17 protein-coding genes are annotated in these 24,103 nt (G+C 74.0%); 9 read left to right on the top strand and 8 right to left on the bottom strand.

The window, feature by feature from the left end; genetic code table 11:
• Nucleotides 1-226 precede the first annotated feature (226 nt).
• Together ACQP10_RS37240 and ACQP10_RS37235 are read right to left on the bottom strand one after the other, a co-directional pair.
• Complete coding sequence (locus ACQP10_RS37240; RefSeq protein ID WP_433540602.1) at nt 227-1,819, bottom strand: MFS transporter; 1,593 nt, start codon at nt 1,817-1,819, stop codon at nt 227-229.
• Nucleotides 1,820-2,038: 219 nt separating this feature from the next.
• Nucleotides 2,039-5,518 carry an AfsR/SARP family transcriptional regulator gene (locus ACQP10_RS37235; protein ID WP_346018373.1) on the bottom strand — a complete coding sequence of 1,160 codons (3,480 nt, stop codon included), beginning with the start codon at nt 5,516-5,518 and terminating at the stop codon, nt 2,039-2,041.
• 279 nt (nt 5,519-5,797) lie between these two features.
• Here ACQP10_RS37235 and ACQP10_RS37230 point away from each other — a divergent pair, with 279 nt between their 5' ends.
• The 3 genes from ACQP10_RS37230 to ACQP10_RS37220 all read left to right on the top strand — a co-directional run bounded on the left by ACQP10_RS37230 (nt 5,798) and on the right by ACQP10_RS37220 (nt 8,316).
• Complete coding sequence (locus tag ACQP10_RS37230; protein WP_346018374.1) at nt 5,798-6,199, top strand: DUF7144 family membrane protein; 402 nt, start codon at nt 5,798-5,800, stop codon at nt 6,197-6,199.
• A 64-nt stretch (nt 6,200-6,263) separates the two neighbouring features.
• Nucleotides 6,264-7,286, top strand: coding sequence for an NAD(P)-dependent oxidoreductase (locus ACQP10_RS37225; protein ID WP_433540601.1), 1,023 nt, complete (start codon nt 6,264-6,266; stop codon nt 7,284-7,286).
• A 52-nt stretch (nt 7,287-7,338) separates the two neighbouring features.
• On the top strand, nt 7,339-8,316 hold the full coding sequence (locus ACQP10_RS37220; RefSeq protein ID WP_179821842.1) for a DUF5996 family protein: 978 nt from the start codon (nt 7,339-7,341) through the stop codon (nt 8,314-8,316).
• Between the two features lie 119 nt (nt 8,317-8,435).
• Here ACQP10_RS37220 and ACQP10_RS37215 read toward each other — a convergent pair whose 3' ends face one another.
• The 4 genes from ACQP10_RS37215 to ACQP10_RS37200 all read right to left on the bottom strand — a co-directional run bounded on the left by ACQP10_RS37215 (nt 8,436) and on the right by ACQP10_RS37200 (nt 15,091).
• A complete protein-coding gene (locus ACQP10_RS37215; protein ID WP_433540600.1) occupies nt 8,436-9,494 on the bottom strand; it encodes a glucose 1-dehydrogenase in 1,059 nt (352 codons plus the stop codon).
• Nucleotides 9,491-10,126: a MarR family winged helix-turn-helix transcriptional regulator gene (locus ACQP10_RS37210; protein WP_433540599.1), complete on the bottom strand. Its 636-nt coding sequence runs from the start codon at nt 10,124-10,126 to the stop codon at nt 9,491-9,493. The genes ACQP10_RS37215 and ACQP10_RS37210 overlap by 4 nt, the downstream gene beginning before the upstream one ends.
• Nucleotides 10,127-10,280: 154 nt before the next feature.
• Nucleotides 10,281-13,319, bottom strand: coding sequence for an FAD-binding and (Fe-S)-binding domain-containing protein (locus tag ACQP10_RS37205; protein WP_433540598.1), 3,039 nt, complete (start codon nt 13,317-13,319; stop codon nt 10,281-10,283).
• 5 nt (nt 13,320-13,324) lie between these two features.
• On the bottom strand, nt 13,325-15,091 hold the full coding sequence (locus ACQP10_RS37200) for a thiamine pyrophosphate-dependent enzyme (RefSeq protein ID WP_390002785.1): 1,767 nt from the start codon (nt 15,089-15,091) through the stop codon (nt 13,325-13,327).
• A 143-nt stretch (nt 15,092-15,234) separates the two neighbouring features.
• Here ACQP10_RS37200 and ACQP10_RS37195 point away from each other — a divergent pair, with 143 nt between their 5' ends.
• On the top strand, nt 15,235-16,329 hold the full coding sequence (locus tag ACQP10_RS37195; protein ID WP_433540597.1) for an enolase C-terminal domain-like protein: 1,095 nt from the start codon (nt 15,235-15,237) through the stop codon (nt 16,327-16,329).
• A gap of 79 nt (nt 16,330-16,408) precedes the next feature.
• Entirely contained in the window at nt 16,409-18,211 is a 1,803-nt protein-coding gene (locus ACQP10_RS37190) for a glycoside hydrolase family 15 protein (RefSeq protein WP_346018380.1), read from the top strand.
• Nucleotides 18,212-18,300: 89 nt separating this feature from the next.
• Here ACQP10_RS37190 and ACQP10_RS37185 read toward each other — a convergent pair whose 3' ends face one another.
• The gene (locus ACQP10_RS37185; RefSeq protein ID WP_346018381.1) at nt 18,301-19,161 is read right to left on the bottom strand and encodes a 3-methyladenine DNA glycosylase; all 861 of its coding nucleotides are present in this window, start codon (nt 19,159-19,161) and stop codon (nt 18,301-18,303) included.
• 239 nt (nt 19,162-19,400) lie between these two features.
• Between ACQP10_RS37185 and ACQP10_RS37180 the strand changes: the two genes are divergently transcribed.
• On the top strand, nt 19,401-19,772 hold the full coding sequence (locus tag ACQP10_RS37180; protein WP_179821860.1) for a hypothetical protein: 372 nt from the start codon (nt 19,401-19,403) through the stop codon (nt 19,770-19,772).
• A 166-nt stretch (nt 19,773-19,938) separates the two neighbouring features.
• Here ACQP10_RS37180 and ACQP10_RS37175 read toward each other — a convergent pair whose 3' ends face one another.
• The gene (locus ACQP10_RS37175) at nt 19,939-21,015 is read right to left on the bottom strand and encodes a YeiH family protein (RefSeq protein ID WP_433540596.1); all 1,077 of its coding nucleotides are present in this window, start codon (nt 21,013-21,015) and stop codon (nt 19,939-19,941) included.
• A gap of 11 nt (nt 21,016-21,026) precedes the next feature.
• Between ACQP10_RS37175 and ACQP10_RS37170 the strand changes: the two genes are divergently transcribed.
• The 3 genes from ACQP10_RS37170 (at nt 21,027) to ACQP10_RS37160 (ending at nt 24,071) form a co-directional block, all read left to right on the top strand.
• Nucleotides 21,027-21,944 carry a LysR family transcriptional regulator gene (locus ACQP10_RS37170; RefSeq protein ID WP_346018383.1) on the top strand — a complete coding sequence of 306 codons (918 nt, stop codon included), beginning with the start codon at nt 21,027-21,029 and terminating at the stop codon, nt 21,942-21,944.
• Nucleotides 21,945-22,135: 191 nt separating this feature from the next.
• Nucleotides 22,136-23,350 carry an ammonium transporter gene (locus ACQP10_RS37165; RefSeq protein WP_346018384.1) on the top strand — a complete coding sequence of 405 codons (1,215 nt, stop codon included), beginning with the start codon at nt 22,136-22,138 and terminating at the stop codon, nt 23,348-23,350.
• Nucleotides 23,351-23,369: 19 nt separating this feature from the next.
• Complete coding sequence (locus ACQP10_RS37160) at nt 23,370-24,071, top strand: YoaK family protein (RefSeq protein WP_346018385.1); 702 nt, start codon at nt 23,370-23,372, stop codon at nt 24,069-24,071.
• The last annotated feature ends 32 nt before the right edge of the window (nt 24,072-24,103 follow it).

The raw sequence follows: 24,103 nt of genomic DNA, 5'->3' as shown, positions 1-24,103 counted from the left end.
AGTGACTGTCCGAAACCTCGGCCCGCTGGCCCGTTCCATGGGGGCGAGCGCGTCCGGCCCCCGCCGACCGGCCGTGACGGGTGCGGCGTCCTGGGGGTTCGGCCTTTCTTGTTATCCAATGTTCATCTCCGGCGGGTTTGACGTTCCTCTTGTAGTGAATTGCCACTCTTGTGGGGGATCGCCGTACCGACGGGCGGCGCCGCATTCACGGTTCCGGCCTCGGCTCTCAGGCCGGCGACCGATATGAACGGCCTTCGTATTCCGGGCCGTCGGGTTGCGCCTCGCCCCGGTCGTCGAGGACCACCTCGGGGATCACCTTGGGGACACCGCGCAGGGCGAACAGCACCGCCACCGCGAGAAGCGCGAGAAGCGCGGCGGCGGTCAGCACCGTCAGCTGCATGGCGGTGACGAACGTCCGCCGTGCCGCCTCGGTGACCGCCCCGGCCAGCGCCGGAGGCAGGGCGGCCGCGGTCTCCAGCGCCCCGCCGAGCGACTCGCCGATCTGACGCGCCGCCTCCGGCGGCACCCCGGAGGGCGGTTCCAGGCGGTCACGGTAGACGCTGTTCAGCACGCTTCCCAGTACGGCGATGCCCAGCGCGCCGCCCATCTCCTGCGCGGTCTCCGCGATCGCGGACGCCGCACCCGCCCGTTCCCTGGGCACCGAGGCCAGGACGGTGTCATTGGTCACCGTGAAGGCGAGGCCCGTGCCGGTGGAGGCGACCAGCATCGCGGCCAGGAGGTACGGGTAACCGGTGCCGGCGTCCATCCGGCCGTACATGAGGAACCCCGCGGCGGTCATCGCCAGCCCCAGGGCGGCGACCCGGGCCCGGCCGACGGTCATGACCAGACCGGAGGCCAGGGTCCCGCCCAGCGCCGCCCCCAGGCCGCCGGGCAGGCTCGCCAGCCCGGAGACCAGCGGTGACCAGCCCCGGACGAGCTGGAAGTACTGGGCGAAGGTGAGGGACGACGCGAGCATCGCGAAGACCCCGATCATGTTGGCCCCGATCGCCCCGGAGAAGGCGCGGCGGCGGAAGAGCCGGACGTCGATGAGGGGCTCGGCCAGCCGCGTCTGGCGCCGGACGAACAGGATGAGCGCGGCGGCGCCGAACGCCCCCGCCCCCCAGACCTCCGCTCCGGTGACGCCGTCGTGGGCGGCGGTCTTCAACGCGTAGATCACGGCGACGACGCCCGCGGCGGACAGCGCCACGCTCATCACGTCGATCCGGCCGGGGCGGGGGTTGCGTGACTCGGGGAGCACGAAGGCGCCGGCCACCACGACCAGCGCGGCCACCGGGACGTTGATCAGGAAGACCGAGCCCCACCAGAAGCGGTCGAGCAGGAGCCCGCCGGCCAGCGGGCCGATGGCGAACCCCAGCGCCGAGACGCTGCTCCAGACGCCGACCGCGGTGGCCCGCTCCCTCGTGTCGGTGAAGACGTTCCGGATGATCGACAGTGTGGACGGCATGATGGTGGCGCCCGCGACACCGAGCAGCGCCCGGGCCGCGATGAGCCACGCCGGGGTCGGCGCGTACGCGGTCAGCGCCGAGGCCGCCCCGAAGGCGGCCATGCCGAACAGCAGCAACCGCCGCCGCCCGATCCGGTCACCGATGTTGCCCATGGTGACGAGGAGCCCGGCCAGCGCGAAGCCGTACACGTCGGCGATCCACAGGAACTGGGTGGCGGAGGGCCGCATGTCCTCGGCCAGCCTGGGCGCGGCCAGGTGCAGCACCGTGAGATCGACGGAGAGGAGCAGTATGGTGAGGCAGGCGATCACCAGCGTGCCCCACCTGCGTGGCGGGGAGATCGTGGGGGAGGTCATGGACGCAGCGTCGCGGGTCTCTCCTACGGCCGGCTGACCGGACGCTGACGGGCCTCCGACGGCCCGTGGACCACGGTCCGGGCGACGGTGATCTCTGACCGCAGGTGGCTCGCGGTCCGGGCGGCGGCGATCCTTCGACCGCGAACGGCTCGCGGTCCGTGGGGCCTTCGGCGAGGCGCGAACCGTGGTCCGGTCGGCGGCCGGACCGCGGCGTGCGGGTCACCGCCCGGACGTGGACGGCAGCCCGGCGCCGGCGCGGATCCGGTCGAGGGCGGCGAGCGCCCGGCCGACGGTGAGGCCGCCGCCCCGCCGGTGGGCCGCCTCGAACCTCGCGTCACCGACCAGGGAGCGGGCCCCGGCCCCGACCCGGGCGATGTCCGGGTCGTTCGGGCCGTCCGGTGCGAAGGCGCCGCACAGGGCCACCCCGAGACCCAGCAGGAAGGCGGCCCGTTCGCCGTCCCCCTCCAGCAGGGCGACGCCCGCCAGACCTTCCGCGGCGAGGGCGGCCAGCGGCGGGTTGCGCCGCCACGCCGTACCGGAGAGCACCGAGAGGTGCCGGTCCAGCGCCTCGCGGGCGTCGCCCTCCATCTCGGCGAGCCGGCCCAGGGCGATGCGCAACCGCCCGCGCACCTCTTCGGCCAGGTGCCCCTCCAGGTCGCATCCGGCGAGAGCGGCCTTGTAACAGGCGCGGGCCTCGGTGAGGTCGCCGCGGACTCGGGCGACCTCACCGAGGCCGAGGCGGGCGCCGGCCAGTGCCGCCGGATCACCCGCCCGGCGGGCGAACCCGGCCGCGCGCTCGTACCCGGCCCGCGCGCCGTCCAGATCTCCCGCCCGTACGTCCAGCTCGGCGCGGCGGCACAGCAGGTCGGCCAGGTCGGTGGTGGCACCCAGCTCCTCGGCGAGGGACATGGCCTCGCCGACCAGCCCGGCGGCTCTGCCGTCGTCCCTCCGCCAGATGGCGAGCTCGGCCAGCGAGGTGAGCGCGGTGACCGTTCCCCAGCGGTCGCCGATGGACCGGGAGTTCTCCAGGGCCGCCTCGAAACCACGCTCGGCCTCCACCGGCCGCCCGTTCGACCACCAGTGGTAGCCGAGTCCGAAGTTGATCAGCGCGCGGGTCCACGGGTCCGGGCCGAGCCGGTCCATCCGCCGGATGGACCGCAGGTGGTGGTCCTCGTCCGGCAGTCCGAGGACCACCGCCTGGACCACGAGGGCGAAGGGCTGCCGGGGCATCCCGTCGAGGCCGGCGAGGATCGACCGGGCGGCCTCGATGTGAGGCTTGAGCCCTGGGTCGTACCCGCCCGCCGACGCCGCGAGGAACACGCACAGGGCGTACTCCTCCTCCGCGCCGGCCGGGGGGTGAAGGCCGATCCGGCCGAGGAGCCGCCGGGCCGGGGCGGCCGCCTCGCCCCGCAACCCTCGCAGCCACCAGTACGGGGTCAGGGCCGACAGCAGCCGCAGCGCGAACACCGGATCGAAGGAGCCGCGGGAGCCGGAGGAGCCGAGGGATCTGGAGGAGCCGGCAGGACCGGAGGTTTCCGGGGAGCCCGGGAACCCCGGGGCCCCCGGAGGGAGGACCGCCCGGTGCATCGCGGCGCGCAGGTCCTCGTACTCCCGGTCCAGCCGCCGCAGCCATTCGAGCTGCCCGGCGTCGCGCAGGTGCGGGTCGGCGGACTCCGCCAGGCCGAGGAAGTACTCGCCGTGCGCCCGGCGCAGCGCCTCCTCCTCTCCCGCCTCGGCGAGCCTTTCGGCGCAGAAGGCGCGGATCGTGTCGAGCATCCGGTAACGGTCGCCCACCACCTCCACCAGCGACTTGTCCACCAGACCGGCCAGCAGGTCGATCGCGTCGGGCAGCCCGGTCACCCGTTCGACGGCCTCCAGCGTGGCGCCGCCCGCAAAGACCGTGAGGCGTCCGGCCATCGTCCGCTCGTCCTCGCCGAGCAGGTCCCAGCTCCACTCCACCGCCGCCCGCAGCGTCCGATGACGTGGCTGGGCCGTACGGCTGCCGCGGGACAGCAGGCGGAAGCGGTCGTCCAGCCGCGCGGCGACCTCGGCGGCCGTCAGCGACCGCAGACGGGCCGCGGCAAGCTCGATCGCCAGCGGCAGGCCGTCGAGGGTCCGGCAGACGCGCAGGACCGCGTCCGCCTCGGACTCCACCGCGTACCCGGGTCGTACGGCCGCCGCCCGCTCGGCGAACAGCCGGACGGCCGGGAAGCCGAGCGCCTCGGCGGCGGGGGTCTCCGGGGGCGGGAGCGCGAGCGGAGGGACGGGGCACAGCGTCTCACCGGTGATGCCGAGCGGCTCGCGGCTGGTGGCGAGGACTCGCAGCCCGGGGCAGCCGCCCAGGAGTCCGGCGGCCAGCGCGGCGGCGGCCTCGACCACGTGCTCGCAGTTGTCCAGGACGAGCAGCGTCCGCCGCTCGGCGAGCGCGGCGACCATCCTCGCGACCGGATCGGGCGCGGCTCCGCCCGGGGTGGGCAGCATCCCGGGTTCGTGGAGTCCCAGCGCGCCGAGCACCGCGTGGGGCACGGCGGCGCCGTCGGTGAGCGGCGCCAGCTCGACGAAGCAGACATCGTCGTGACCGTGCGCGGCCGCCTCGACGGCCAGCCGGGTCTTGCCGGTGCCGCCGGGTCCGGTGAGTGTGACGAGGCGGGTCCCGGTGAGCAGCCCGCGGATCCGCGCCAGCTCGTCCGCGCGGCCCACCAGGGGCGTGAGCTGCGCGGGCACGCCGGCCCGCGCGGGCACGCCGTCCCCGGAGGGTGGGCTCCGGTCTCCGGCCGGGGGGAGGTCGCCGGACGGACTCCGGTCCCCGGCCGGGGGGACGTCCGGTCCGGGAACGGGCAGGGCGGCCCGGAGGACGGACAGGTGGATCGCGCTCAGCTCCGGCGACGGGTCGGCGCCGAGCTCGTCGGCCAGCCGCGTGCGGACGTCCTCGTAGACCGCGAGCGCCTCGGCCTGCCGGCCGCACGCGTACAGTGCGCGCATGAGCTGCCCGCGTGGTCGCTCGCGCAGTGGATGGGCCGTGACCAGCTCCCGGAGGTCCGTGACCAGCGTCCGGAGGTCCGCGGTCGGCTCGCGGCGCCGGCCGAGGGCGAGCCGGGCCTCGGCGTGGTCCTCGGCGACGGCGATCCGCGCCTCCTCCAGACGGGCGGCCGCCGCGGCGGCGAACGGCGCGTCCAGGACGTCGGCCAGGGCGGGCCCCCGCCACAGGCCCAGGGCCTCGCCGAGCAGTACCCCGGCCCGCTCGTGCTCCCCCGAGACCAGGGCGGCGCGGCCCTGCCGGGCGAGCCGCTCGAAACGGTGCGCGTCCACGGCTTCGGGCGGTACGGCGAGCCGGTAGCCCGCGGGGTGGCGCGTCACCATCCCGCCGCCGCTGCCGTCCGCGGTGTCGTCCACATCGTCATCCGTGCCGCTGCCCGTGCCGCCGTCCGGGTCGTCGCCCACGGCTCCGGCCGTACCGCCGCCCGCGTCGGCGGCGTCCAGCAGGTGACGGAGCCGGGAGATCTGCGCCTGGAGGGCGTTGCCGGCGCCCGCGGGCGGGTCGGCACCGTACAGGCCGTCGATGAGCCGGGCCGTGGTCACCACCCGGCCGGGGGTGAGGAGCAGGAGCACCAGCAGCGCGCGCAACCGCGGCCCGCCGACAGGCACGGGGCGCCCACCGGTGAGCCGTACCTCCGTCGGGCCGAGGATGCCGAACCGCACGACTCCGATTCTCCATCATGGGCGCCCGGACGGGGCGTTCCGGCGAGCGGAGGATCACCGGGGCGCCCCGGGGCCGACGGCCCGCCGGGGGATGCCGCTGATGCGCCGTCAGAGAATCGGAAAGAACCCGACAAAACGGTGAAATGGCGAAAAACGGGGGAATTGTCTCTTGGGGGTGCTGTTCTTCGGCATCGAGTCTTCGGGTGCCGAGGGGTGCCGAGGGATGGGCGCCGGCGCGGGGACGGCCCTCACGGCGACCCGCGGGAAACGGGGGTCGGCATGGCATACGGCGCGCGGGCGAGCGGCTGGCTCGGCTGGATATGGTTCGCCGCGGTGATGATGATCCTGGTGGGCGTCTTCAACGTCATCACGGGCCTGTCGGCCATCCTCCGGGGCGCCCTCTACGTGCAGACGGGCGACCAGGTGCTGGTCCTCAACCTGCCGGCGTGGGGGTGGATCCACCTGATCCTCGGCGTTCTCCTGATCGCCGCGGGCATCGCCCTCATCGCCGGGCAGACGTGGGCACGCGTCGTGGCGGTCGTGCTCGCCGCGCTGAACGCCATCGAGCACATGCTCTTCATCCCCGCCTATCCCTGGTGGTCTCTGATCGTCATCGCGATCGACATCCTCGTGATCTACGCCCTGGTCGTGCACGGGCACGAGATGGAGAGAACGGCCTAGCAGCCGCCGGCGGTCACGGCGCGACAGGACGGCCGCGGAACCGGCGGCCTGGGAGGAGCGGCACATGCGGGTGGCGGTGCTGGGAACGGGGCGGATGGGCGCGGCGCTGACCCGGCGGCTGCTCGCCCGCGAACACGTGGTGCGGATCTGGAACCGTACCCGGGGCAGGACCGGAGAGCTGGTCCGGGCCGGAGCCGAGGAGGCGTCCAGCCCCGAGGCGGCCGCCCATGGCACCGACGCCGTCCTGATGACGCTCACCGACGACCGGGCGTGCCGTGACGTCCTGGCCCGTCTCGCGGCGCACATGGGCCCCGACCCGCCGGTCGTCGTCGGCATGAGCACCGTGTCACCGGCCACGGCCCGGGAGTTGCGGGAGATGACGCCGGAGCGCCGGTTCGTGGCCGCCCCCGTCGTCGGGGGACCGGCCGCGCTCGCCGCCGGTCAGGCCATGGGGCTGCTGAGCGGGGACCGGGAGGTCATGGGCCGGCTCCGGCTCCTGTGGCCGGACGTCTTCTCGGTCCAGCGTTACTGCGGGGAGGACCCGGGCGCCGGCCTGGTCTACAAGGTCCTCAACAACCACCTGCTCATGTCCGGTGTGGCCCTGGTCTCCGAGGTGGTCGCCACGGGACAGGCGGCCGGGGTCGACGAGAGGATGCTGCACGACTTCCTCTACCAGTGGTCTACCGTCGCCCCCGGCATGCGCAACCGGCTCGACGACATCTTCCACGGCGACCACGAGGGCTGGTTCACGACGCGTCTCGGCGCCAAGGACCTGCGGCTCGTGATCGAGCTCGCCCGGTCGCTCGGCCTCGACCTGCCGATCGCCCGGACGGTCGAACGCCGTTACGAGGAGGCGGCCGCGAGCGGCTGGGGGGACGCCGACCTCGGCGCGGTCGTGGAACTGCTCCGCTCGGAACACCACTCCGAACATCCCCCGGAACACGAGACCACGGAACGCAGGACCGCGGAGCACGGGACCCCGGAAAACGAGACCACGGAACACGGGACCGCGGAGCACGCGACCCCGGAAAACGAGATCACGGAAGACGAAACCCCGGAACACGAGTCCCCGGAACACGGCACGTGACGACGCCCCGGACTCCGGGACGAGAAGACAAGAGGAAGAGAGGAGCGGTGTGATGGCCGAGCGTGGGAACGGATGGCCGGCGCTGCCGGTGAGCGGATGGCAGCACACCTACGACACGCTGCACATGTACGCGCAGGTGGTCGGGAAGATCTCGCTCGCCCTGCGACCGATGGTCAACCACTGGTGGCAGGTGGCGTTCCACCTCACGGCCCGGGGCCTTTCCACCGGCCCGATCCCGTACGGCGAGCGCACCTTCGAGATCTGCTTCGACCTGCTGGACCACTCCCTGCACATCGAGACCTCCGACGGAGGGAGCCGCACGATCGCGCTGGGCGGCGCGGTGCGCGACTTCTACGCCGAGGTCCTGCGCTCCCTGGCCCACCTCGGGGTGGACGTCGAGATCCGCACGATGCCGGTCGAGTTCGCCGACCCCGTACGGTTCGACCGGGACGACCGCCACTCCACCTACGAGGCGGCGCAGGTCCAGCGGTTCTGGCAGGTGCTCCTGCGGGTGGAGGAGGTCTTCGCCGAGTTCCGGGCCCGGTTCACCGGCAAGTGCAGCCCGGTGCAGTTCTACTGGGGGGCGTTCGACCTGTCCACCACCCGCTACTCCGGCCGGCCCGCCGAACCGCCGGCCGACGCCGACCCCGTCACCAGGCTGAGCTTCAACGCCGAGCAGAGCGACCTCGGCTTCTGGCCGGGCGGAACGTGGATCAACGGCGCGCGGATCGACCAGCCGGTGTTCTACTCCTACGCCTATCCCGAGCCTCCCGGCTTCCGCGACCGGTCCGTCCTGCCCGAGGCGGCCTACTATGACGACGCCTTCGGCGAGTTCGTGCTGCGCTACGACGACGTCAGGAACGCCCCCGACCCCCGCCGGGCGATCCTCGACTTCGCCCAGTCCACCTTCGAGGCCGCGGCGCGCCTGCAGGACTGGCCGGCCGAGGCGCTCCAGTGGGCCCAGCCCCCGCCCGCCGGCCGGGCCGCGGGCCGGGCGCCCGCCGCCTCGGGCTCCCGGAACGCCCGCTGACGGCACACCGCCCGCTGACGGCACACCGTCCGCGCCGTGTCCCCGCCCGGTGGCACCCCGGCCGTGCCACCGGGCGGCCTCCGGACCCGGGCGTGCCCGGCCCGTGCGGCATGCCCGGATCAGTCCTCGAAGGTGATGACCACCTTGACGTCGTCGGGTTCGGCGGTGAACGCCTCCGCGAACCGCTCCAGCGGCACCCGCCGGGTGATGAGCCGGCCGAGCCAGTCGCGGTCGGCCTTGGCCAGCGCCTCGACGGCGGCGGCGTAGTGGTCGAGGTTGGCGTTGACGGACCCGATCACGGCGTCGTTCTCCAGGACGATCTCCCGGTTCAGGCCGCCCGCGTCGACCGTCAGCCGCCGCCCGGACGGGGAGACGCCCGTCAGGCAGACGATGCCGTAGGGCACCGTGGCGGTGATGGCGTCGAAGACGACCCGGCTGACCCCGGTCGCCTCGATCACGATGTCGGGCTTGACGGCGGCGGCCGCGTCGGAGAGGTCACCGGAGTGGTAGGTGGCCCCGAGGTCGGCCACGAGCCGCGGCTTGGGTCCCTCGGTGACCACGTCCAGGACGTGGACGTCCAGGCCGCGCTGCACGCCCAGCAGCGCGGCCAGCAGCCCGATCGGCCCCGCGCCGGTGACCAGCACCGTCTCCGGCTCGAACCACGACCGGCCGCCGACCTTCTCGACCTGCTCCCACGCCTTGGCGACCACGCTGGTCGGCTCCATCAGCACGCCGACCTCGCCGAGGTCCGGGTCGAGCTTGACCGCGTAGTCGGTCTCCACGGTCCAGGATCGGCTGCCGTAGCCGTCGAGATCCTTGATGCCGCGTTCGGTGTAGCGGCCGTTGCGGCACATGTCGAACTGGCCGCGCGCGCACGCGCCGCAGGGCACCGGGTCGGGGCGCCGCACCACGCCGACCACGAGGTCCCCCTCGGAGAAGCCGCTGCCGTCCGGTGCCCGCCGTACGCGGCCCAGGGACTCGTGGCCGATCACGAGGCGGTCCCGGCCGGTCGGCGCCGTGCCGTAGTCGCCGGCCGCGATCTCCCGGTCGGTCCCGCACACCCCGAGGGCGAGCGCGTCCACGAGGAGGTCGTTCTCGCCGGGCTCGGGGTCGGGGACGTCGGTCACCGCCAGCGAGTCCTTCCGCTGCGGTACGACGGTCAGGGCGCGCGTGGTCACTGGTTCCTCCTGGTGGTCCGGTCGGTGTACGGCGGGTCCGAGGCGTGCCCGGCGCCGGGTTCCTCATCGGTCCGCGCGGCGGGCTCCTCGCCGGTCCATGCGGCGCCGGGTTCCTCGTCGGTCCGCGCGGCGGGCTCCTCGCCGGTCCATGCGGCGTCGGGTTCCTCGCCGGTCCGTGCGGCGGCGGTGAACTCGGTGAGGGCTCCGGCGAGCGCCCGCCGGGTGCCGGGCGGCAGGCGGGTCAGCGCGGCGGCGATACGGCGGCGGCGGGCGGCGCGCAGGTGACCGATGGCCCGGCGGCCGGCCGCGGTGACGTCGATGCTGATCTCACGGCGGCTGTGCGGGGACAGCAGGCGGGTGAGCAGCCCGGCGTCGTCGAGCCGGGCGACCAGCCGGCCGGCGGCGGAGACCGACACGGCGAGGTGGGCGGCGAGCGCGCTGAGGTTGAGGGGGCCGTGCCGGTCGACCGCCAGCAGCACGCGCAGCTGGGTGACCGACAGGTCGCTGTCCTCGGCGACGGCGTTGAGCGTCATCTCCACCAGGGCGAGCGACGCCTCCTCGACCCGCCAGGCCTCCTCGGCCAGGCCGTTCCGGGGTCCGGCGGCGGTGTCGCGGGCTTCGTCGGTGTTCATCGCGCCTTTCTCGGGTGGGCCGCCGGTCGCGGACGCCGGGGGCTCCCGGCGGGTGCGGCCTCGGGTGACCGCCCGCGCGGCGCGTCCTCTCCGGTCCCGGGGTCGCGGCCCGCGACGGTCACCGACGTGGTGAGTTCCCCGTGCTCCACGGTTCTCACCTCCCGCCGCGAACCGGCCGTGTCCCGTCCGCCCCCGCCCGCGTCGCGTCCGCTCCCGCCTGGTCCGCACGCGTCCCGGACCCGTCCGCCCGTGTCCCCTCGGCCCGGTCCCGCCCGGCGGCGGCGAGGACCTCCGCCAGGTGCAGCGCCCGGCGGCCGGTCCCGGCCTGTTCGAGCTGGGTCCGGCAGCTGAACCCGTCGGCGAGGACCAGCGTGTCCGGCCCGGCCGCGCGCACGGCGGGAAGCAGCTCCTGCTCGGCGCAGGCCATCGACACCTCGTGGTGGCCGGCGGTGAAGCCGAAGTCCCCGGCGAGGCCGCAGCAGCCGCCGACCACGTCGAGACGGACCCCGGCGCGTTCCAGCAGGCGGCGGTCGGTGTCGTAGCCGAGTACCGAGTGGTGGTGGCAGTGCGGCTGGGAGACCGCCGTCCCGCCGATCCGCGGCGGCTCCCACCCCTCGGCGCCGGTGAGCAGCTCGGCCAGCGTGCGGGTCTGCTCCGCCAGCCGGGCCACGTCCCGGTCGTGCGGGAACAGCCCGGCGGCGTCGTCGCGGAACACGGAGGCGCAGCTCGGCTCCAGCGCGAGGATCGGCACGCCGCGGCGCAGCAGCGGGGTGAGCGCGCGCACGGTACGGCGCAGCACCCGCCGGGCCACGCCGAGCTGGCCGGTGGAGATCCAGGTCAGTCCGCAGCACAGCGTGCGGGGCGGGACGAGGACGCGGTATCCGGCCTCCTCCAGGACGTCCACCGCGGCGCGGCCGATCCGCGGGGCGAAGTTGTCGGTGAAGGTGTCGGGCCACAGCAGCACCGGCCCGCGCTCCCCGCTACCGCGCGGGCCGCGCCGCCGGTACCAGTCGCTGAAGCGGGCGCCGGCGAAGGCCGGCAGGGTCCTGGCCGGATCCACGCCGCCCAGCCGTTTGAGCAGCGCCGCCGTGCCGGGCCCGTGGGCCAGCGCGTTGGCCGCCCGCGGGGCGAGCGCGGCCAGGCGCGCCCACAGCGGCAGCCAGCCCATCGAGTAGTGGGCGGCCGGGCGGAGCCTGCGGGCGTAGTGGTGGGAGAGGAACTCGGCCTTGTAGGTGGCCATGTCGACGTTCATCGGGCAGTCGTGCTTGCAGCCCTTGCACGCCAGGCACAGGTCGAGGGCGTCCCGTACGGCCTCGGAGCGCCAGCCGTCGCCGACCGGCGAGTCGGCGTGGCCGCCGAGCATCTCGAACAGCAGCCGGGCGCGGCCCCGGGTGGAGTGCTCCTCCTCGCGGGTGGCGCGGTAGGAGGGGCACATGACGCCGCCGTCGTGCCTGCGGCACTGGCCGACGCCGACGCAGCGCATGACGGCGCGCTGGAAGCTTCCGTCGTCTTCGGGGTAGCCGAAGTGGACGCGCGGGTCGGCCGGGGTCCAGCCGGTGCCCAGCCGCAGGTTCTCGTCCACCCGGTAGGGGGCGACGATCTTCCCCGGGTTCATCCGGTCGCCGGGGTCGAACACCGCCTTGACCCGGCCGAACGCCGCCATGACCGTGTCGCCGAACATCCTGGGCAGCAGCTGCCCGCGCGCCTGCCCGTCGCCGTGCTCCCCCGACAGCGACCCGCCGTAGGAGACGACCAGGTCGGCGGCCCGGCCGAGGAAGGAGGTGAAGGCGGCGATGCCGTCGGCGGTGACCAGGTCGAACGGGATGCGGGTGTGCACGCAGCCCTGCCCGAAGTGCCCGTACAGCGAGGCGGCGCCGTACCCGTGCTCCTCCAGGAGCCCGCGCAGGTCCCGCAGGTAGCCGCCGAGCCGTTCCGGTGGCACGGCCGAGTCCTCCCAGCCCTCCCACGTCTCGTGCATGCCGGGGACGCGCGCGGTGGCTCCCAGCCCGGACTCGCGGAGCTCCCACAGCTGCTTCTCGGTCCTCTCGTCGTCGAAGAAGGCGACGTGCGGCTCGTGCTCGGTGCCGCCGAGGTCGTGGGTGAGGGCGCGGGCCCGCTCGTCGGCCTCGCGCTGGGAGCCGGCGCCGAAGGACACCATCAGCCAGCCGCCGCCCTCGGGCAGCCGCTTCACGGCGTCGGGATGCATGCCCTTGCGCCGTTCGTAGTCGATCAGCTTGTCGTCCACGCCCTCCAGCTGCAGCGGACGGTGGGCGGCGATGCGCGGCACCGCGTCGGCGGCGGCGATGATGTCGTGGTAGCCGAGCAGGACGAGGCTCTCGGCGGCCGGGGCCGGCACCAGGCACAGCTCGGCCCGCAGTACGGCGACCAGCGTTCCCTCGGAGCCGACCAGCGCCCTGGCCAGGTGGAAGTCCCCGCCGGGCAGGAGCTGGTCGATATTGTAGCCCGACACCCGCCGCGGGATGTCGGGGAAGCGGCGGCGGATCTCCCCGGCGTCGGCGGCGACGATCTCCCGCAGCTCGCGGTAGATCTCCGCCCGCCGGCCGCCCCCGGCGAGGATCCGCGCGTACTCCTCGTCATCGGTCGCGCCGACCCACATCCGCGTGCCGTCGTAGGTGAGGACCTCCAGGCGGCTGACGTTGTCGGCGGTCTTGCCGTACGCCTGCGCGGTCGATCCGCAGGAGTTGTTGCCGATCATCCCGCCGAGCGTGCACTGGGAGTGCGTGGAGGGCCGGGGCCCGAACATCAGCCCCGTCGGCGCCAGCCGCGCGTTGAGGACGTCGAGCACGATCCCCGGCTCGACGACGCAGGTCCGGGCGTCGGCGTCCACGGAAACGAGGCGGTCGCAGTACTTCGACCAGTCGATCACCACGGCGACGTTGCAGGTCTGCCCGGCCAGGCTGGTTCCACCGCCCCGCGAGGTGACGGGCGCCCCGTGCTCCCGGCAGACCGCGATCGCCTCGGCGGCGGCCTCGACCGTGCGGGGCACCACCACGCCCAGCGGCACCTGCCGGTAGTTGGAGCCGTCGGTGGAGTAGGCGCCGCGGCTGCCGGGGTCGAACCGCACCTCGCCGTCCACCCGGGCGGTCAGGTCGCGCTCCAGGTCGCGCACCCGCACGTACGGCTGGGCCGGGCGGGCCGTGACCGGCGCCGGAACCGGGATGACCGGGCTCATCGCGCTCACCTCCCCAGTTGGGAGATCTTGTCCTTGAACAGGGTGGTGGCGATCGCCGCCCGGTGCGGCTGCCCCCTGAGGAACGCCTCGGCGAACTTGATCGCCTGGTCGTGGCCGACCTTGCCGGGCATCGGCGGCTCGTTCGGGTTGACGTCCACGTCCACCAGGGCGGGGCCGTCGTGCGCGAGCGCCTGCCGTACGGCCTCCTCGACGTCGCCGGGGGCCTTCACCTTGCGGCCGTAGGCGCCGCAGGAGCGCGCCCAGGCGGAGAAGTCGGAGGCCGGCTCGGCGAACCGCACGCCGTGCTCGGGGTAGCCGAGCACCATCTGCTCCCACAGGATCTGGCCGAGGGCGTTGTTGTTGTTGATCACGACTTTGATCGGCAGCCGGTGCTGCGCGGCGGTGAGGAACTCGGCCATCAGCATCGCGAAGCCGCCGTCGCCGACGAACGCGATCACCTGCCGGCCGGGGAAGGCGTGCTGCATCGCGATCGCGTACGGCAGGCCGGGCGCCATCGTGGCGAGGTTGCCCGACAGGTAGAACCGCCGGTCGCCCCGGATCGTCCAGTGCCGTGCCGCCCAGGTGGCGATCGTGCCGGAGTCGCAGGTGAGGATCGCGTCGTCGGCCGCGGCCCGGTCCACGCAGCCCATCAGGTACTGCGGGGCGATCGGGTCGCGGTCGGGCGACTCCAGGGCCGCCATGTCGGCGCGCCAGCGGTCCATCGCCCGCCGGTACTTCTCCAGGTGGCCCCGGTCGTTCTTGCGCCTCAGCAGCGGCAGCAGCGCGGCCAGCCCCTCCTTCGCGTCGCCGATCATCGGCACCTGGGTCGGCATGCGCACGCCGGCCCGCGTCGGGTCGGCCTCGATCTGCACCACGCGGACCTTGCCCGGCTCGGGCAGGTGCTTGGTGTAGGGGAAGTTGGTGCCGACCATGAACAGAGTGTCGCAGTCCTCGACGAGGTCCTCCCCGGGCCTGGTGCCCAGCAGGCCGATCCCGCCGACCGCGTAGGGCGAGTCGTCGGGGATGACGGCCTTGCCGGGCAGCGTCTTGATCACCGGGGCGCCCAGGACGTCGGCGACGGCCAGCACCTCCTCCCGCGCGTGCAGGGCGCCGGCCCCGGCCAGGATCGCCACCCGCTCGCCGGCGTTGAGCACCCGGGCGGCGGCCTCCAGGTCCTCGGGGCGCGGCATGCCGGGCGCGGGCAGGTAGATCGGCGCGGTCGCCGGGGGCCGCGCCGGGGCGACGTGCTGGTAGGGGTCGGCGTCGGCCGGGGCCACCTGCACGTCGTTGGGCAGGCACAGGTGGGCGACGCCGCGCCGGGCGTAGGCGGTGCGGATCGCGAGGTCCACCACCCCGGGAAGCTGCGCCGGGTTGTCCACGACGAGGTTGTATTCGGCGAGATCGGCGTACAGCCGGTCGAGGTGGACCTCCTGCTGGTAACCGGTGCCCAGCACGCTGGTCTCCTGCATGCCGGTGATCGCCAGCACGGGCTGGTGGTCGAGCTTGGCGTCGTAGAGGCCGTTGAGCAGATGGATGCCGCCGGGCCCGGAGGTCGCCAGGCAGACCCCGATGCGCCCGGTCGCCTTGGCGTGGGCGGTCGCCATGAACGCGGCGGCCTCCTCGTGGTGCACGAGGACGAACCGGACCCGGTCGGTGTGGCGGCGCAACCCTTCCATGATCCCGTTGATGCCGTCGCCGGGCAGGCCGAAGACGGTGTCGACTCCCCAGGCGGCCAGTCGTTCGATGAGCACTTCGGAGGCGATGTCGGTCATACATGCGAGCGTGCGCCGGGCGGGTGCCGCCAAACGTTCGCCGAATGGAAAGTCTCGCCTTTTGCCGAGATTTGCCGTTGATCAAATGTCCCGGGGATATGGCGGCCCGGCTTCCGGCGGGAGGCTACAGAGGGGGAGGCGTGATGACGGCGATCAAGGAGATACGCGCCGCGGCCTACCGGGTGCCGACCGACCGCCCGGAGGCGGACGGCACCCTGGCCTGGGACGCGACGACGCTGGTGGTGGTGGAGGCCGACGCGGAGAACACAACCGGCACCGGCTGGACCTACGCGCCCGCGGCCGCCGCGGTCTTCGTCACCGAGGTCCTGGCCGGTACGGTGGCCGGCGCCGACGCGGTGGACATCCCCGCGGCCTGGACGGCGATGACCCGCCGGGCGCGCAACGCCGGCCGCCCCGGGATCGCCGGATACGCGATCTCCGCGGTGGACGTCGCCCTGTGGGACCTCAAGGCCCGGCTGCTGGGCACGCCGCTCACCCGCCTGTTCGGCGCCGCCCGCCCGGACGTGCCGGTCTACGGGTCGGGCGGGTTCACCACCTACGACGACGACACCACCCGCGCGCAGCTCCGGCACTGGGCGCACGAGCTGGGCATCCCCCGCGTGAAGATCAAGATTGGTGAGTCCCGCGGCACCGCCCCCGGCCGCGACCTGCACCGCGTCGCCGTCGCCCGCGAGGCCGTCGGCCCCGGCACCGAGCTGTACGTCGACGCCAACGGCGGCTACACCGCCAAGCAGGCCGTACGGCTGGCCTCCCTCCTCGACGGCCAGGGCGTGAGCTGGTTCGAGGAGCCGGTCTCCTCCGACGACCTGGCCGGGCTGCGCCTCGTGCGCGAGCGGATCGGCGCCGACGTCGCCGCCGGCGAGTACGGGAGCGACCTGACCTACTTCACCCGGATGTGCCAGGCGGGCGCCGTGGACTGCCTGCAGATCGACGCCACCCGCTGCGGCGGCTACACCGGCTGGTTCGGCGCCGCTGCGATCGCCGCCGGGCACCATCTGGAGGTGTCCGCGCACTGCGCGCCCAACCTGCACCTGCCCGCCGCCGCGGCCACCCCCGGCCTGCGCCACGTCGAGTGGTTCCACGACCACGCGCGCATCGAGGCCGAGCTGTTCGACGGCGCCGCCGACCCCGCCGGGGGGACCGCGCGCCCCCGAGCCGACACTCCCGGCCACGGCCTGACCCTGCGGCCCGGCGCCGCCGGCCACCGCGTCGCCTGACCGGGAAGGCCACCGGAGACCGGCGGGGACGCGGGACAGACCAGAAGGCGGCACGGGACGGACCGGCAGGAGGCACGGGATGCGGATCGAGGACTACGCGCTGGTCGGCGACATGCACACCGCCGCCCTGGTCGGGCGGGACGGTTCGGTGGACTGGCTGTGCCTGCCGCGCTTCGACTCCGGGGCCTGCTTCGCCGCGCTGCTGGACGGCCCGCGCGCCGGACGCTGGCTGCTGGCGCCGGCCGGCCGGGAGACCTGCACCGGACGCCGCTACCGCGGCGACACGCTGGTGCTGGAGACGACGTGGGACTCCCCGGACGGGTGCGTGCGCGTCGTGGACTTCATGCCGGCCCGCGGAGAGGCGCCCGACCTGGTGCGCGTCGTCGAGGGCGTCCGCGGCCGGGTCGAGATGCGCACCGAGCTGACGTTGCGCTTCGACTACGGCCGCGTCGTGCCCTGGCTCCGCCACGAGGGCGGCCGGCTCGCCGTCGTGGCCGGCCCGGACGCCGCCTGGCTCCAGTGCCCCATCCCGCTGTGCCCCGACAAGAAGGCCCACCGGACCACCGCCGCCTTCACCGTCTCCGCCGGGGACCGGGTGCCGTTCGTGCTGACCTGGCGGGAGTCGTGGCTGCCCCGCCCCGACCGGACCGACGCCGAGGAGTCCCTGACCGCCACCGAGCGGATGTGGACCCACTGGCTTTCGGACTGCCGCTACGACGGGGAGTACGGCGAGGCCGTCCGGCGCAGCCTCCTCACCCTCAAGGCGCTGACCTACGCCCCCACCGGGGGCCTGGTCGCCGCCCCCACCACCTCCCTGCCCGAGCGGCCCGGCGGCACCCGCAACTGGGACTACCGCTACAGCTGGCTGCGGGACGCGACCTTCACCCTGCAGGCGCTGATGCACGCCGGGTACGACGACGAGGCCACCGCCTGGCGCGACTGGCTGCTGCGGGCCGTCGCCGGCGAGCCCGCCGACCTCCAGACCATGTACACCCTCGACGGCGGCCGCCGGATCCCGGAGTGGAACCCCGACTGGCTGGCCGGCTACGAGGGGGCGCAGCCGGTGCGGATCGGCAACGCCGCCTCCGCCCAGTTCCAGCTCGACGTCTACGGCGAGATCATGGACTGCCTGGAGCTGGCGCGCGACGCCGGGCTCAGGCCGAACGACGACGCGTGGGACCTCCAGCTCGTCCTCATGGACTACCTGGAGGGCGCCTGGCGCAAGCCCGACAACGGGCTGTGGGAGACGCGCGGCCCGCGCCGCGACTTCGTCCACTCCAAGATCCTCGCGTGGGTCGCGGCGGACCGCATGATCTCCGCCGTCGAGAACCACGGCCGCGAGGGCCCCGCGGACCGCTGGCGGGCGCTGCGCGAGGAGATCCACCGGGACGTCTGCGCCCGCGGCTACGACCCCGGCCGCAACACCTTCACCCAGTACTACGGCTCGACGGGCCTGGACGCCGCGCTGCTGCTCATCCCCAGGCTCGGCTTCCTGCCGCTCGACGACCCCCGCGTCGCCGGGACGGTGGACGCGGTACGGCGCGAGCTGTGCGAGGACGGCTTCGTCCATCGCTACCGTTCCGGCACCGGGGACGTGGACGGCCTGCTCGGGGGCGAGGGGGCCTTCCTCGCCTGCTCCTTCTGGCTGGCCGACGCGCTGGCCCTGCTCGGCCGCCGGGAGGAGGCCCGGGAGCTGTTCGACCGGCTGCTCGCGGTCCGCAACGACGTCGGCCTCCTCGCCGAGGAGTACGACGCCGTCCACCACCGCCAGCTCGGCAACTTCCCGCAGGCCTACAGCCACGTGTCGATCGTCAACACCGCGGTCGCGCTGGCCGGTGACAGTCGCACCCGCCGCGCCCGCGGCCACCCGGGCGGCTCCTGACCCCGGCCCCGGACGGCCCACCCTGGCCGGCGGGACCCGGTCTCACGTACGGCCGGCATCGGCCGTCCGGGCGCGCGGAGTCAGAGAAGTCAGATGCGGGCGGCGCCGGCCATCAGCCGTTCGCAGGCGTCCAGCAGGCGGCGGCGCAGCGGCCGGGCCCGCTCGGCGAACCCCCGCTGCTCGGCGGCGTACTCGGCCCGGCCTTCGGCCGTCTCGATCCGGATGGGCCGGTAGCCCAGCCGGCCCAGGTCGTACGGGCTGGCCCGCATGTCCACGGCGCGGACGTCGCGGGCCAGCTCGAAGCAGTCGGCGACCAGCTCCCCGCAGACCAGCGGCGACAGCTTGTAGGCCCACTTGTACAGGTCCATGTTGGCGTGCAGGCAGCCCGGCTGCTCCAGCTCCGGCTGCCGTTCCCGCGTGGGCTGCAGCGCGTTCAGCGGGCGCGCCTCGGGAGTGAAGAAGCGGAACGCGTCGTAGTGGCTGCACCGCACCCCGCGCTGCTCCACGATCCGCGCGATCTCCTCCCCGGGCAGCCGCAGCGGCCAGGCGCCGTGCCGTACCTCCTCCGCCCGGTAGACCATCGCCCACTCGTGCAGGCCGAAGCAGCCGAGGAACGCCGGCCGCGACGCGGTGGCGGCCAGCAGCCGCGCGATCCACTCGACGGAGGATCCGCGCCGGTCCATCAGCGCCGCCACGTCGAGCGTCGCCCCCTCGGGGGTGTCGACGTAGTCGCGGCCGAGGTCGCGCGCGCCCCTGAGCAGCACATCCGCGCCCGGGTGCCAGCGCCGCAGCCGTCCGGGCCGGTGCCCGTAGTAGGTGAACAGGAAGTCCTCGACCGGGTGGGCCTCGCCCCGCGACCTGCGCGCCAGGTGCGGCGCAACCCACGCCTCGACGCGCCGCTCGTAGGCCGCCGCCCGGGCCCGCCACTCCTCCGGCTCCAGAACTTCCACCGCTGCATGGTATGCGCGCCCGGACGGCGTCCGCCGCACGGCCCAGGCCCGCGCTCCCCGCGGGCCCGGGGCCCCGGCGGGCCGACGCCGCCGAGCGGGCCCTCCGGCGCCGCGCTCACGCGCCCGCGACCCCGTCATTGATTGCCGACCGTTGACCCACTCGCGTCCAGCTCCGTGATCAACGGTTCGATAACCTGGCGATCGTCACAGATAGTGACAGTGAGTGGACAGGAGGTCATATGACTGTGATCCGCCGGCTCCTTCTGGCCGGTTCCGTCTGTGCCACGCTCGCCGTCGCGGCGCCGGTCGCCGCCTCGGCGGCCGTCACCGCCCCGGCCCGTCCGACCGGCCTCACCCAGGCTGGTTTCACGGCGGGCGGCCCCGGTTGGGGCGTCCCCGGTGGCGGGTTCGTCCGTCCCGTCGGGGGCTTCTTCCCGCCCGGCGCCGGCTTCGTCCGTCCCTGGGGTGGGTTCGTCCGCCCCGTGGGCTACTGGGGTCCGCCGGTCGTCGGCGGCTACTGGGGCGGCACGGCCCTCGTCGGGGGCGTCTGCGCCCCCTCGTACTACCCCGGCTACGTCGGCTACACCGGCTACAACGCCGCGTGCTGCTGATCCGCGATCCGCTCGCGGATGACCGGAGCTGAGAAGCCCGCGCTTCGCCCCTGTTCACCGGCGGTTCCCGCCGGTGAACAGGGTCTCCCGTCCGGTGCGCCCCGCCGGGGTGCCCGGACCGCGCCTCTCCGCCCATCCCCGCTCATCCCGGCCCACCCCGGGCCGGTCACGCCCCGGGTGTGAGGACCATCACGCCGCCGAGCGCCACCAGCGAGATGAGGACCGTCGACAGGGCGCCGAGCACGACGGCCCGGCGGCCGGTGCGCGTCAGCGCCCGCAGGTTGACCGCGGTTCCCATGGCGAACAGCGCGGCGGTGAACAGCAGGGTCTCGGCCGTCTTGAGCGGCGCCAGCCAGGCGGTGGGCAGGGCGCCGAGGCTGCGCAGCGCGACCATCGCGAGGAAGCCGGCCACGAAGAGGGGGACGATGGGCGGCTTCCCGCCCGTCCGGGGCCCGGCCGTACGGCGGCGCAGGACGCTGACGCCGGCGATGAGCGGGGCGAGCAGCACGACCCGGGTCAGCTTGACGACCACGGCCGTCGCGAGCGCCGCCGTACCGGCCGTCTGCGCCGTGGCCACCACCTGGGCCACCTCGTGCACGCTCGCCCCGCTCCAGACGCCGAAGCCCTCCGCGGGAAGGCGCAGGACTCCCTGGAGCAGCGGAAGGGCGACGATGCAGACGGAGCCGAACAGGGTGACGAGGGCGATCGCGGTCATGACGTCCTCCTCCTCGCCGTCGGCCACCCCGTTCATCGCGGCGACCGCGGCCGCGCCGCAGATGGCGAAGCCGGTGGCCACCAGCAGTGAGAGGTCGCGGCCCAGCCCGAGCCGGCGTCCGAGCCACCACGTGCCGGAGAAGGCGACGGCGACCGTCGCCACCACCAGCAGCACCACCGGAAGACCGAGCGCGAGGACGTCCCGTACGGCGAGCTGCGCGCCGAGGAGCACGACGCCGAGCCGGAGCAGCCGTCTGGAGGCGAACGCGAGGCCGGGCCGCAGGACCGCCGGGCACGCTCCGAGGTTCGCCATGAGGGCGCCGAGCACGACCGCCGCCATCAGCGGGCTCACGGTGGGCAGCAGGGCGTTGATCCCGGTGGCCGCCGCGACACCGGCGGCCGACACGGCGAGGCCGGGCAGGAGGGGGCGGATGCCGGTGGCGGGTGCCGGCGCGGTGGACAGGGTCATGTCCGCATTTCTGCCAGGTGTGATGTTGGTCCGGTAGCCACCGATTTCGTGGCAGGTCATACGGTGACCGCATGAGCAACGCGCGATGGCCCGACCTGGCGAGCCTCGAACTCCTGCTCCTGGTCGCCGAGCAGGGCAGCGTCGGCAAGGCGGCCCGGCTGCACGGCATCACCCAGGCGTCCGCCAGCCGCCGGCTCGACACCCTGGAGCGGGAGCTGGGTCTGACCCTGCTGCGCCGCTCGACGACCGGCTCCCACCTCACTCCGCAGGGCCGGATCGTCGCCGACCAGGCCCGGGTGGCGCTGGCCGCGGCGGACGGTCTGCTGGCGAGCGTCCGGGCCCTCCGCCGGGAACGCGACGCGCTCGTGCGGGTGGCGGCGAGCATGACGATCGCCGAATACCTCATGCCGGGCTGGCTGGCCGCGCTCCGCCGTACCCTGCCCGGCGTCGAGGTGAGGCCGCGCGTGGTCAACTCGGACATGGTCTGCCGGCTGGCGCGGGACGGCGAGATCGACGTGGGCTTCATCGAGTCGCCGTTCCTGCCGCGGGGGCTGAGCACCCGGTACGTCGCCTACGACCGCCTCATCGTGGTGGTGGGGACCCGTCATCCCTGGGCGCGTCACCCGGTCCATCTGCGCTTCGCCGATCTCGCGGCCACCCCGCTGGTGGTGCGGGAGCCGGGGTCGGGCACGCGCTCCGCCCTCGACCGCGTCATGGCCGGGCGGGTCACCGTCCCGCCCGCGCTGGAGCTGTCCTCCAACGCCGCGGTGAAGGTGGCGGTGGAGGCCGGCGCCGCCCCGGCGGTGCTCAGCGCGCTCGCGGTCGCGGCCGAGCTCCGCGAGGGGCGGCTGGTCGAGGTCCCCGTCGCGGGGTTCGACCTGCGCCGGCCGCTGCTGGCGGTCTGGCGCAGGCGGACGCGCCTCCCCGGCGCCGCCGCCGAACTCGTCCGCCTCGCCGCCGCCTCCGGCCGGTCCGCACCATCCTCCTGACCGTGGAATAACGGGCCCGCACGGGGCGAAAACCCTTGTTCCTCACGAAAGCCGGATAAAGCATTCGGGGGATATCGGGAAGGGTAAAGCCCCGATGGATGAAGCTTTGTTCGTGGCGTTTCAGGAAAATGTTTCGTGTGTCCATTGAATGCCCATGTCTAATGGTGTTGGCGGGGACCAGGAGCTTGGGCATGAAATATGGGCTGAATACCGGCGATTCCGCATGGGTGCTCGTCAGCTTCGCCATGGTGCTGCTCATGACACCGGGCCTCGCCCTCTTCTACGGCGGAATGGCCCGGGCGAAGAACCTCGTCAGCGTCCTGTACATGAGCTTCGTCTCGATCGCGGTGGTGACCGTCATCTGGTTCGCCTACGGGTTCGGCCTGGCGTTCGGCGAGGACGTGGGAGGGCTCGGCCTGATCGGCTGGGGCGAGTGGGAGTTCTTCAGGACCACCCCGTCGGTCCTGCGGGGCGTCATCCCGATGTACGTCTTCTCGCTCTTCCAGCTCGTCTTCGCCATCATCACGCTCGCGCTGGTCAGCGGTTCGGTCGCCAACCGCGTCAGGCTCGGACCCTGGATGGTCTTCGGCGCGGTCTGGGTGACCCTGGTCTACCTGCCGGTCGCCCACTGGGTGTTCTCCAGGGACGGCTGGCTCAACAGGTGGGGGGTGCTGGACTTCGCCGGCGGCCTCGTCGTCGAGCTCAACTCCGGGATCGCGGGCCTGGCGCTGGCGCTGGTGCTCGGGCCGAGCCTGTCCTTCCGCCGGGAGGGGCCCCCGGAGCCGAAGAACATCCCGCTGGTCATGGCGGGCATGGGGCTGCTGTGGTTCGGCTGGTTCGGGTTCAACGGCGGATCGGCCCTGACGGACGGAGCCCTGGCGGCGAACGCGGTGGTCAACACCATGATGTGCGGCTGCGTCGCGATGCTGGTCTGGATGCTGTTCGAACGGGTCCGGTTCGGGCGGTTCTCCAGGCTGGGCGGCACGACCGGCGCGCTCGCCGGCCTGGTGGCCATCACCCCGGCCTGCGGGTACGTCAACCTCTTCGGCGCGACGATCATCGGCATCGTCGTCGCCGTCGTCTGCACCTACGCCGTGGAGGTCAAGACGACCGTCGGATACGACGACACCCTGGACGTCGTCGGCATCCACGGGGCCGGCGGCATCGTCGGCGTGGTGCTCCTCGGGCTCTTCGCCACCGGCAAGTACGCCAAGCCCGTCGCCGGTGTCTTCTACGGCGGCTCGGTCTCCCTGCTGGGCAAACAGGTGGTCGCCGTCCTCGCCGTCGGCTGCTACACCTTCGTGCTCACCTACCTCATCGGCAAGGCCGTGGAAGCCCTGTTCACCTTCCGCCCGAGCCCCCGCGAGGAGACCGCGGGCCTCGACACCGAGCTGCGGATCGGATGAGACCGGTCGGCGCGGGGCCGTGACCGGCGACGACACGCGGGGCGGCGGCCGGGCCGACGGGCCCCTGCCGTACGTGCTCGTCGCGCTCGCCTTCACGACCGGGATGATCGACGCGGTGAGCTTCCTGGACCTCGGCCAGATCTTCGTCGCCGCCATGACGGGGAACGTCATCATCCTCGGCCTCGGCCTCGGTCTGGCCGGTCACGGCACGCCGCTGCCCTCCGCGCTGTCGCTCATGTCCTTCGCGGCGGGAGCGGCCGGCGGCGGCAGAACCATCCTGTCGTGGCCCGGGCACCGGCACCGCGGCCTGCTGCTGGCCGCCGGCACCGCGGTCCAGACGGTGCTGGTCTGCGGCGCCTCGATCCTGGCCTCCCGGTACGGGTTCACCGATCCCCGGACGCGATGGCCGGTCATCATGATGCTCGCCTTCTCCCTGGGCTGGGAGTACGCGGTCGTACGTGGGATCAGGGTGTCCGACCTGAACACCACGGTCGTCACGACAACGCTCACCTCGCTGTTCGCCGAGTCCGTCGTGCCCGCCAGGCAGGGCCGGAGACTCGTCTCGATCTGCGCGCTGCTGGCCGGCGCCCTGGTCTCGGGCACGCTGCGGCGGTTGCTCTTCCCGGCGGCCCCGCTGTGGACGGCGGTCCTCATCCTCACCGGATGCACCCTGATCGCGTACGTCGCCGCCAGGCGTCCCGGCGCGGAGCACTGGCGCTGAGGACGCCTTCCGCGGATCGGCGCGGACCCTCC

Source organism: Streptosporangium sandarakinum (assembly GCF_050942225.1).
Taxonomy (GTDB): Bacteria; Actinomycetota; Actinomycetes; order Streptosporangiales; family Streptosporangiaceae; genus Streptosporangium; species Streptosporangium nondiastaticum.
Note: the sequence above shows the minus strand (reverse complement) of the source record. Positions and strands in the feature narration are given on the sequence as shown.